This window comes from Amaricoccus sp., from assembly GCF_036846665.1.
In the GTDB taxonomy this organism is placed as follows: domain Bacteria; phylum Pseudomonadota; class Alphaproteobacteria; order Rhodobacterales; family Rhodobacteraceae; genus Amaricoccus.
On the sequence record NZ_DAIUBO010000148.1, the window covers coordinates 1 to 9,579 of the forward strand.

At 71.0% G+C, this 9,579-nt stretch carries 7 protein-coding genes; 6 read left to right on the forward strand and 1 reads right to left on the reverse strand.

Annotated features, from left to right (window positions below):
* Positions 1 to 177 precede the first annotated feature (177 nt).
* A complete protein-coding gene (locus V7050_RS13960) occupies positions 178 to 786 on the forward strand; it encodes a LysE family translocator (RefSeq protein WP_324369098.1) in 609 nt (202 codons plus the stop codon).
* A gap of 489 nt (positions 787 to 1,275) precedes the next feature.
* A complete protein-coding gene (locus tag V7050_RS13965; RefSeq protein ID WP_324369089.1) occupies positions 1,276 to 2,883 on the forward strand; it encodes a peptide chain release factor 3 in 1,608 nt (535 codons plus the stop codon).
* A 77-nt stretch (positions 2,884 to 2,960) separates the two neighbouring features.
* On the opposite strand, the gene V7050_RS13970 is transcribed toward V7050_RS13965, so the two are convergent.
* A complete protein-coding gene (locus V7050_RS13970) occupies positions 2,961 to 4,775 on the reverse strand; it encodes a glycoside hydrolase family 15 protein (protein WP_324369090.1) in 1,815 nt (604 codons plus the stop codon).
* Between the two features lie 310 nt (positions 4,776 to 5,085).
* On the opposite strand from V7050_RS13970, the gene V7050_RS13975 reads away from it, so the two are divergent.
* From V7050_RS13975 to cls, 4 genes are all read left to right on the forward strand, one after another.
* A complete protein-coding gene (locus V7050_RS13975; RefSeq protein WP_324369091.1) occupies positions 5,086 to 5,505 on the forward strand; it encodes a CopG family transcriptional regulator in 420 nt (139 codons plus the stop codon).
* Between the two features lie 22 nt (positions 5,506 to 5,527).
* A complete protein-coding gene (locus V7050_RS13980; RefSeq protein ID WP_324369092.1) occupies positions 5,528 to 6,646 on the forward strand; it encodes an extracellular catalytic domain type 1 short-chain-length polyhydroxyalkanoate depolymerase in 1,119 nt (372 codons plus the stop codon).
* Positions 6,643 to 7,791, forward strand: coding sequence for a C45 family peptidase (locus V7050_RS13985; protein ID WP_324369094.1), 1,149 nt, complete (start codon positions 6,643 to 6,645; stop codon positions 7,789 to 7,791). The genes V7050_RS13980 and V7050_RS13985 overlap by 4 nt, the downstream gene beginning before the upstream one ends.
* A gap of 172 nt (positions 7,792 to 7,963) precedes the next feature.
* Positions 7,964 to 9,400 carry a cardiolipin synthase gene (gene cls / locus V7050_RS13990; protein WP_324369096.1) on the forward strand — a complete coding sequence of 479 codons (1,437 nt, stop codon included), beginning with the start codon at positions 7,964 to 7,966 and terminating at the stop codon, positions 9,398 to 9,400.
* Positions 9,401 to 9,579 lie beyond the last annotated feature (179 nt).

Consider the following 9,579-nt stretch of genomic DNA (forward strand, 5'->3'; position numbering starts at 1 on the left):
TTGGCGTGACGGGCGGGGCGGGCGCTGCCCGGCGGTGCCCGCCGGGCGGGGTGGTGAAGCCAGGCGCGCCCGGATCCCAGCCTGACGGGCTCGCGTTGCCAGATACCACTCCCCTGACGCATCCCGGCGCTTCCGTCACCGCTTGACCTCCGGCCCGCCGGATGCGTTCCTGTGATCATGCTCGACGCCAGCACCCTCGCCCTCTTCGCCGCCGCCCTCGCCGTCGCGGCGGGCTCGCCCGGCCCCTCGGTCGCGGCGCTGGTCGCGCGCGTGCTGGCCCGCGGCCCGCGCTCGGTCCTGCCCTTCCTCGCGGCGATGTGGATCGGCGAGGCGGTCTGGCTCGCCTGCGCCGTCTTCGGGCTCGCGGTGATCGCCGCATCCTTCCAGCTCGCCTTCGCGACGCTGAAGTGGGCCGGGATCGCCTATCTCGGCTGGCTCGCCTGGAAGATGTGGGCCGCGCCGACCGACGTGGAGCAGCTGCCCGACGCGACCTCGCCGCTGCGGCTCTTCGGGACCGGCCTCGCGATCACACTCGGCAACCCCAAGATCATGGTCTTCTATCTCGCGCTGCTGCCCTCGCTGCTCGACCTCTCGGCGATCACCCTCGGCGGCTGGGCCGAGCTGACGCTCGTCATGGCGCTGGTGCTGATCGCGGTCGACCTCGGCTGGGTGATCGCCGCCAGCCAGGCCCGGCGGCTCTTCCGCACCCCCGCCGGCCGCCGCCTCGCCAACCGGCTCTCCGCCGGCATGATGGCCGGCGCCGCCGGCGCGATCGCGACGAGCTGAGCGACAGGCGGAACTCAATCGGAGGGCCATGGCCCCAAACCGATCTTGAGGACAGCCAAAGCACCGCCCCCCCGAGCGGAAAGGAACTCGACGACAAGGGCAGCTGACGCGCCATCTTCCCCTCGCGGATTTGGCAGGTGACAAATCCGCGCGCGCCTGCCTGCCCCTCGGCAGGCGCGACAGGCGCGCCCGCCCGGGCAGGCGCGCGCGGATTACCCAGCGATGGTGAAACCCGACCCCCTTCGGTCTCCGCGCTCGCGCGCGTCCCTCCGACGCACCGGCGCGAGGCAGTGCCTCGCTCTTGCCGGTTCGGGGTGTCCTTGGCCAATCGGTTCACCCGGATGTCGCATGAGTCCGGCGATTCTGCGGCGTTAACATTTTTCTGACGTAATATCAATGGCTTGCATTCTGTCCCCATGGGGACAGCGCCGAATCACGCGCCACATCCGCCCCTTTCCAAGCCGAAAGCCGCACAATATATCCGCTGCCATGCCCGACGGACCCGCCAACACGCCCGCCCTGCCGCCCGAGATCGCGCGGCGCCGCACCTTCGCGATCATCTCGCACCCGGATGCCGGCAAGACCACGCTGACCGAGAAATTCCTGCTCTATGGCGGCGCCATCCAGATGGCCGGCCAGGTCCGCGCCAAGGGCGAGGCCCGGCGCACCCGCTCGGATTTCATGAAGATGGAGCAGGACCGCGGCATCAGCGTCAGCGCCTCGGCCATGTCCTTCCCCTTCCGGGAGTGGTGGTTCAACCTCGTCGACACGCCCGGCCATTCGGATTTCTCCGAGGACACCTACCGCACGCTGACCGCGGTGGACGCGGCCGTGATGGTGATCGACGGCGCCAAGGGGGTCGAGAGCCAGACCCGCAAGCTCTTCGAGGTCTGCCGGCTGCGCGACCTGCCGATCCTGACCTTCTGCAACAAGATGGACCGCGAGGCGCGCGACACCTTCGAGATCATCGACGAGATCCAGCACGAGCTGCAGCTCGACGTCTGCCCGGCCTCCTGGCCGATCGGCATGGGCCGCGACTTCCTCGGCTGCTACGACATGATCCACGACCGGCTGGAGCTGATGGACCGCGCCGACCGCAACCGCCGCGGCGCGAGCATCGAGATGCGCGGGCTCGACGACCCCGCCATGGAGACGCATATCCCCGCGCCGCTGCTCGCCCGGCTGCGCGAGGAGGTCGAGATGGCGCGCGAGCTGCTGCCCGCCTTCGACGCGGCTGCGATGCTCGCGGGAAACCTCTCGCCGATCTGGTTCGGCTCGGCGATCAATTCCTTCGGGGTGCAGGAGCTCATGGCCGGCATCGGCAGCTTCGCCCCGCCGCCGCAGCTGCGCCCCGCCGAGAGCCGCCAGGTCGGGGCGTGGGAAAAGGCGGTCACCGGCTTCGTCTTCAAGGTCCAGGCCAACATGGACCCGAGGCACCGCGACCGGGTCGCCTTCGTGCGCCTCTGCTCGGGACATTTCGAGCGCGGCATGAAGCTGACCCATGTCCGCTCGGGCAAGCCGATGGCGATCTCGAACCCGGTGCTCTTCCTCGCCAACGACCGCGAGATCGCCGAGGACGCCTGGGCCGGCGACATCATCGGCATCCCCAACCACGGCCAGCTCCGCATCGGCGACGCACTGACCGAAGGCGAGGGCTTGCGCTTCACCGGCATCCCCTCCTTCGCGCCGGAGCTGCTGCAGACGGTGCGCGCGGGCGACCCCATGAAGGCCAAGCATCTGGAGAAGGCGCTGACCCAATTCGCCGAGGAAGGCGCCTCCAAGCTCTTCAAGCCCGACGTCGGCTCGGGCTGGATCGTCGGCGTGGTCGGGCCGCTGCAGTTCGACGTGCTCGCGAGCCGCATCGAGCTCGAATACGGCCTGCCGGTGCGCTTCGAGCCGACGCAGTTCACCTCTGCCCGCTGGGTCTCCGGGCCGCGGGACAAGATCGACGCCTTCGTGAAGGCCAACAAGGGCCACATGGCCGCCGACCACGACGGCGATCCGGTCTACATGACCCGCCTGCAATGGGACATCGACCGCGTGGCCCGCGACTATCCCGAGATCGCGCTCACCGCCACCAAGGCGATGATGGTCTGAACCGCCCCTTCGCAGGACTCCGCCCGCACGGCCCCGGATCGGACGGCCGCGACACCGTGCCGGCCGGCGCCTCGGCCCTACCAATGCAGCGGCGGCGTGCCGTTGTGGCGGCGGCGGCTGAGGGCGACGGCGGCCATCACGAGGCCGACATGGCTGAAGGCCTGGGGGAAGTTGCCCAGCATCTCGCCGGTCTCGGCATCGACCTCCTCGGCGAGCAGGCCCAGATCGTTGGCGACCGCGACGAGCCGCTCGAAGAGCCCGACCGCCTCTTCCATGCGGCCCTGCAGGGCATAGACCTCGACCAGCCAGAACGAGCAGAGCAGGAAGGTGCCCTCGTGGCCGTCCAGCCCGTCGTGGCCGTCGGTCTGGTAGCGCAGCAGGAACCCGCCCTGCAGAAGCTCGCGCTCGATCGCCGCCACGGTCCCGGTCATGCGCGGGTCGTCCGGCGGCAGGAAACCCACCAGCGGCAGCATCAGGAGGCTCGAATCGACGGTCTCGCTGCCGTAATACTGGGTGAAGCTCCCGAGCCGCGCATTGAAGCCGCGCTCGCAGACGTCGTCGCGGATGCTTTCGGCGATGCCGCGCAGCCGTGCCCGCTCGGCCTCGTCGCCCGCCGCCTCCGCGGCCTTGGCGGCATGGTCGAAGCCCACCCAGGCCATGACCTTGGAATAGACGAAATGCCGGCGCTCGCTGCGGATCTCCCAGATGCCTTCGTCGGGCTCGGTCCAGGCGGTGGCGAGGAACTCCATGATGATCTGGCGGTAGGCCTCCTGGCGCTCGTGGGGCGGCAGGCCGCGCCGGGTGGCGAGCGCGAGCACGTCGGCGACCTCGCCGTAGACGTCGAGCTGGAACTGGTTGGCGGCGGCATTGCCGACCCGCACCGGGCGCGATCCGGCGAAGCCCGGCAGCCAGTCGACCACCCATTCGGTGAGGACCCGCTCGCCGGCGAGCCCGTACATCACCTGCAGCTGCTCAGGCGAGCCCGCCACCGCGCGGATCAGCCAGTCGCGCCAGGCCTGCGCCTCGCGCGTCAGCCCGGTCTCGAGGAACGCCTGCAGGGTGAAGGCGGAATCGCGGAGCCAGCAGAAGCGATAATCCCAGTTGCGCCCGCCGCCGAGGGATTCGGGCAGCGACGTCGTGGCCGCCGCCGCGATGCCGCCGCTGGGGATATAGGTCAGCGCCTTCAGGGTCAGGAGGGATCGGCGCACCGCGGCGCGCCATTCCGGCCGCATGGCCGAGGGCAGCCGGATCCGGTCGGTGAAGGCGTCCCAGTAGGAGCGGGTGGCGGCGAGCGCCTCCTCGGCATCCACGCGGTCCGGGGCCGGGCCGAAGGAATGGCCATGCGTCAGGACGAAGTCCCGGATCTCGCCCGCGGCGACCTCGAAGGTGCCGACGGTATGCAGGTCGTCGCCGTGCAGCTCGACGTCCGTGCGCAGGATGAAGAGGTCCGGGCCCGCGATCGCATGCCATTCGTCCTCCCCGACCCGTTCGACCCAGGGCACGGTGCGGCCGTAGTCGGCACGGATGACGAGGTCGCATTCCATCTCGACCCGCCCGCGCAGGCCCTCGACACGGCGGATGATGGCCGGCGTGCCGTTCAGCATCGCCATGAAGTCGAAGACCCGCGCGGTCCCGCCCTCGACCTCGTGGGTGGTGACCAGGATCACCGTGTCGTCCTCGTAGGCGCGCTCGGTTCTCGCTTTGCCGGTCGGCGCGATCAGCCAGCGGCCGTTGTCGTGGGAGCCCAGGAGGGCGGCGAAGCAGGCCTCGGAATCGAGGCGCGGCCAGCAGAGCCAGTCGATGGAGCCGCCGCGCGAGATCAGGGCGCAGGATCGTCCGTCCGCGATCAGACCGTAATCCGCGATCGATGCCGGCGACGAGCCTCTTCGCATGCGCTGCCCCGTTCCGCGCCGCGCATTCGCTGCGGCCATTCCGGGGACGGAGAACGCGCAAGGCGCTTCGACCCGACCTGATACCCCATCGCCCCCGATTTGCATCGAATTAGCGCATAATACGTGCCGATTTCCAAGGAATGGATCGGATCTTGGTTTATCGCCGCGCGCTTCGTGGCGGATATACCTCGGATGTCTCCGGGCATTCCGGCGGACGATGGAAGGCCCCCGTCGGATCCGCCAGGGAAGAGTTTCCCTTGTCATCTGCCGTGCAACATCCATATACCATCCACATGGATGGAGAATCGCCGTGAACAGCAATGTCAGACCGATCCGCGAGCGAACGCCGGAGAGCGAGAAGATCACCGTCAATCTCGGCTACGTCGATCTCGGCCGCATCGACCTCATGGTGCAGGAGGGCTTCTATTCCAACCGCACCGACTTCATCCGCACCGCGATCCGCGGCCAGCTCGCGCGGCATTCCGAGGAGATGTCGCGATCGGTGGAGCGCCACATGCTCGAGCTCGGCGTGCGCGACTTCACCCGCACGGATCTGGAAGCGGCGCGGGACGCCGGCGAGATCCTGCATGTCAGGGTGCTCGGCCTCGCCCGGATCGCGCCGGACGTAGCGCCCGAGCTCGCCCGCGCGACCATCGGGTCGCTGACCGTGCTCGGTGCCTTGCAGGCGAGCGCGCCGGTCAAGGCCGCCCTCGCCGACCGCCTCCTTTAAAGCCAGGAACGGAGCTCGTCCCATGAGCCAGGAATTCACCGCGGCGATGCGCCGCGCCACGCAGGCCACACGCGCCATGGATGTCGCCGGAGCGACCCGGATCATCGGCGAAGCCCTCGGCATCGGAATCGGCCGCGACACCGGCCTTCCCGCCATGGCCCCGGTCGAGCCCGCAGCTCGGCCCCTCCGCCGGCGGCTGGGCGAGGTCGTTCGGCTGCTCAAGGCCGGCAAGCGGGCGATCCCCGGCCTCGACGGCCGTGCGCTTCCTCTCCCCGAGCGGCCGGTGCCGGAGGGCGCGACCTTCGCCGCCGGGCGTTTCGCCGGGCCCGCCGGAGCGCGCGACTATCGCCTCTATCTTCCGGCCTCGCTGGACGGGGCGGCGCCGCAGGGGCTCGTGCTGATGCTGCACGGCTGCACCCAGACGCCGGAGGATTTCGCCGCCGGGACGGGGATGAACGAGCTCGCCGAGACCAACCGGCTGATCGTCGTCTATCCCTCCCAGACCCGGGCCGAAAACCCCGCAGCCTGCTGGAACTGGTTCCGCCCCGGCGACCAGGGCCGCGAGGCGGGCGAGCCGGCGATCCTCGCGGGCCTTGCCCGCGCGATGGCCGAGGAGCACGGCGTGCCCCCGGGCCGCGTCTTCGCCGCCGGGCTTTCGGCCGGCGGCGCCATGGCGGCGGTGCTCGGCGCCACCTGGCCCGATCTCTTCGCCGCGGTCGGCGTGCATTCGGGGCTCGCCCATGGATCGGCCAGCGACGTCGTCTCGGCCTTCGCGGCGATGCGCGGGGAGGCGGCGCCGCCCCGGGAAGGCACGTCCCCGACCTCCGCCGATGTCATCGTCTTCCACGGCAGCGCCGACCGGACGGTGCACCCTTCGAATGCCGCGCATGTCGCCGGGGCCGCCGGGCGGCCCGCCCGCCGCTCTTCCGGCGTCGCGCCGGGCGGAAGGCGCTACGAGCGGCTGGTGACGGAGCCGGCGCGTACCGGCCCGCGGGTGGAATGCTGGATGGTCGAGGGGGCCGGGCATGCCTGGTCCGGCGGCCGGCCGGAAGGCTCCTACACGGACGCGACGGGACCGGACGCCTCCGCTGAGATGGTCCGCTTCTTCCTCGACCGGCCGAAGCGGGGGCCGGCGCGATGAGTGGCGGTTCGCTCACCTTCGACGCGGTCGCGGAACCGCAGGCCTCGGCCAGGTGGCGCGCCCGCTGGGAGCGATCCTGGCCGGATTATCGCGCCTGGTTCCTCGCCCGGGGCGGCGACGGCGGCCCGTCGCGGGCCGAGGCGGAAGCCGCCCTCGCGCGCCACATGCCCGAGCTCGTGCCGGTGCACCGCCGGCTGACCCGGATCGCCGGCGGCGACGATCTCGCCGCGCGCTTCCTCGCGACCTGGTGCCCCCCGCGCTATCTCGGCGGCTGCTCGGTCGCGGCCGTGACCGGTGAGGACGGCACGCGGCTCCTGCGCAACTACGACCTTTCGCCGGAGCTCAACGAGGGGCTGCTCCTGCGCAGCGAATGGACCGGGCGGCCGGTGATGGGCATGGTCGAGTTCCTCTGGGGCCTGTCGGACGGCGTGAACGGCGCGGGGCTGGCGGCCGCGCTCGCCTATGGCGGCCGCCCCGAAACCGCGGAGGGCTTCGGCGTCACCACGCTCATGCGCTACGTGCTGGAGACCTGCGGCAGCGTTCCCGAGGCGATCGCGGCGCTCCGGCGCATCCCCTCGCACATGGCCTACAACGTGACGCTGGCCGACCGCAGCGGGCGCACCGCCACCCTGGAGCTCTGGCCCGGCGGCGGGCTGGCGCTCTGCCGCCCCGCCATCGCCACCAACCACCAGCGCTCGCGGGATGCCGGCGCCCGGCCCGATCCGGGGCAGAGCCGCGACCGCCGGGCGCATCTCGAGCGCCTGCTGCGGGGCGCTCCCCCGCCCGACCGGCTCGCCGAGGCCTTTCTCGAGCCGCCGCTCTACCGGCGCGACCATGCCGGCGGCTTCGGCACGCTCTTCACCGCCGTCTACGACCCGGCGGCCGGGGCGATGGCGCTGCTCTGGCCGGAGCGGCGCTGGCACCAGGCGCTCGACGCCTTCGAGGAAGGGCGCCGCGTGATCCGCTATGCCGCCGGGCCCGGAGCGGCAGCGGCACCCGCCGGCGGGGCCGAGCTCGCCGCCGCCCTGCAGGCGCTGCGGCCCTGGTTGAGCCGGTCCGGCGCGGCCGCCTTCGACCGCTGGTGCGAGGAGGCCCGCGGCGGCCATTGCGACTGGGCGGCCTTCGGCCGGGCCTTCGCCTGCTGAGGCCGGTTTCGGGGCCCGGGCGACGATCGGCCCTTCTAGACGCGCCGGCAATGGGTTATCGACCCCTCTGGCGCGGCCGGGAGCGACCGGCCGCGAGGAACTAGGGACGGGGCGAGACGATGCAGGCGCATGTGACCCTTGAGCGGCCCGCCGCCGCGCCGGAGCGCCGCCGGTGACGGCCTTCCTCATCCTGCTGCATGTCGCCGCCCAGATCGTGGTGATCATCCGCGCCCTGCTCCGCCCGCACCGCGAGCCGGCCTCGCGCATGGCCTGGGTCATGGTGGTGCTGCTCGCGCCGGTCGTGGGCATCCTCGCCTATATCCTCTTCGGCGAGGTCGACATCGGCCGTCGGCGCACCGAGCGGATCCGCGCGGCGATCGCGAGCCTGCCCGCGCTCCCCGATGTCGACCGGGCGGCGGCGGGGAACCTTCAGCCGCAGCCGTCCGAGCGCTACGACCATCTCTGGCGCGTCGGACGGTCGATCAGCGGGTTCGAACCTATCGGCGGCAATTCCGGCCGGCTCCTGGCCGATTCCAACGCCGCGATCGACGCGCTCGTCGCCGACATCGACGATGCGCGCGACCATGTCCATGTGATCTTCTACATCTGGCTGCCCGACGGGAACGGATGCAAGGTCGCCGCCGCCCTGGCGCGGGCGGCGGCGCGCGGCGTGACCTGCCGCGCCATGGTCGACGATCTCGGGTCGCGGCGGATGGTGAAATCGGAGCATTGGCAGGCCATGGCGGAGGCGGGCGTGAAGGTGGCGCGCGCCCTCCCCATCGGCAGCCTCTTCGCCCATCCGTTCAAGGGTCGCATCGACCTGCGCAACCACCGCAAGATCGCGGTCATCGACAACTGGATCACCTATTGCGGCAGCCAGAACTGCGCGGATCCGGAATTCCGGGTGAAGCCGAGGTTTGCGCCCTGGGTGGATGCGGTCATGCGCTTCGAGGGTCCGATCGCCCGGCAGAACCAGCTTCTCTTCGCCGGCGACTGGCTCGGCCATGTGGACGACGACCTCGCGGCGATCCTCGACGAGCCGCTCGAGGCGCCCGAGCCGGGCTTCTCGGCCCAGGTGATCGGCACCGGCCCGACCATGCGCTATTCGGCGATGCCGGAGATGTTCGAGGCGCTGATGTACAGCGCCCGCGAGACGATGGTGATCACCACCCCCTATTTCGTGCCCGACGAATCGCTGCTCTCCGCGCTCTGCGGCGCGGCGCGGCGGGGGGTGGAAACCCTGCTGATCCTGCCGGCGAAGAACGACAGCTGGATCGTCGCCGCCGCCGCGCGCAGCTATTATTCCGAGATGCTCGCCGCCGGCGTGCGGATCTTCGAGTTCACCGGCGGGCTGCTGCATACCAAGTCGATCACGCTCGACGGCGCGATCACCCTGATCGGCTCGGCCAATATCGACCGGCGCAGCTTCCAGCTGAACTACGAGAACAACGTGCTCCTGCACGACCCCGCGCTGACGGCGGCGATGCGCGCGCGCCAGCAGGAATATCTCGACCGGTCGCTCCCGGTCACCGCCGCCGAGGTGGCGGCCTGGAGCACCCGCCGTCGCCTGCTCAACAACACGATTGCCATGTTCGGGCCGGTGCTCTGACCGGCGAGGGGCGTCCCCATGAGGACAGATGATAACGCTTTGAAATAGCTTAGGAAAAGTGTTAACGGGCCGAGATCCGCGGTCCGATCCCGAAGCATGGCGCTGCCCCGCCGGCGTCATACCCGCCCGCGGCCCGGGTGTCCCCAGCCCGATCGACCCGTGGCGATCGGGCCGCGCCG

What these genes read in the sequence shown, in the direction of transcription:
- V7050_RS13960 (WP_324369098.1), top strand. Translation starts at nt 178, where the DNA reads ATGCTCGACGCCAGCACCCTCGCCCTCTTCGCCGCCGCCCTCGCCGTC.
- V7050_RS13965 (WP_324369089.1), top strand. Translation starts at nt 1,276, where the DNA reads ATGCCCGACGGACCCGCCAACACGCCCGCCCTGCCGCCCGAGATCGCG.
- V7050_RS13970 (WP_324369090.1), bottom strand. Translation starts at nt 4,775, where the DNA reads ATGCGAAGAGGCTCGTCGCCGGCATCGATCGCGGATTACGGTCTGATC.
- V7050_RS13980 (WP_324369092.1), top strand. Translation starts at nt 5,528, where the DNA reads ATGAGCCAGGAATTCACCGCGGCGATGCGCCGCGCCACGCAGGCCACA.
- V7050_RS13985 (WP_324369094.1), top strand. Translation starts at nt 6,643, where the DNA reads ATGAGTGGCGGTTCGCTCACCTTCGACGCGGTCGCGGAACCGCAGGCC.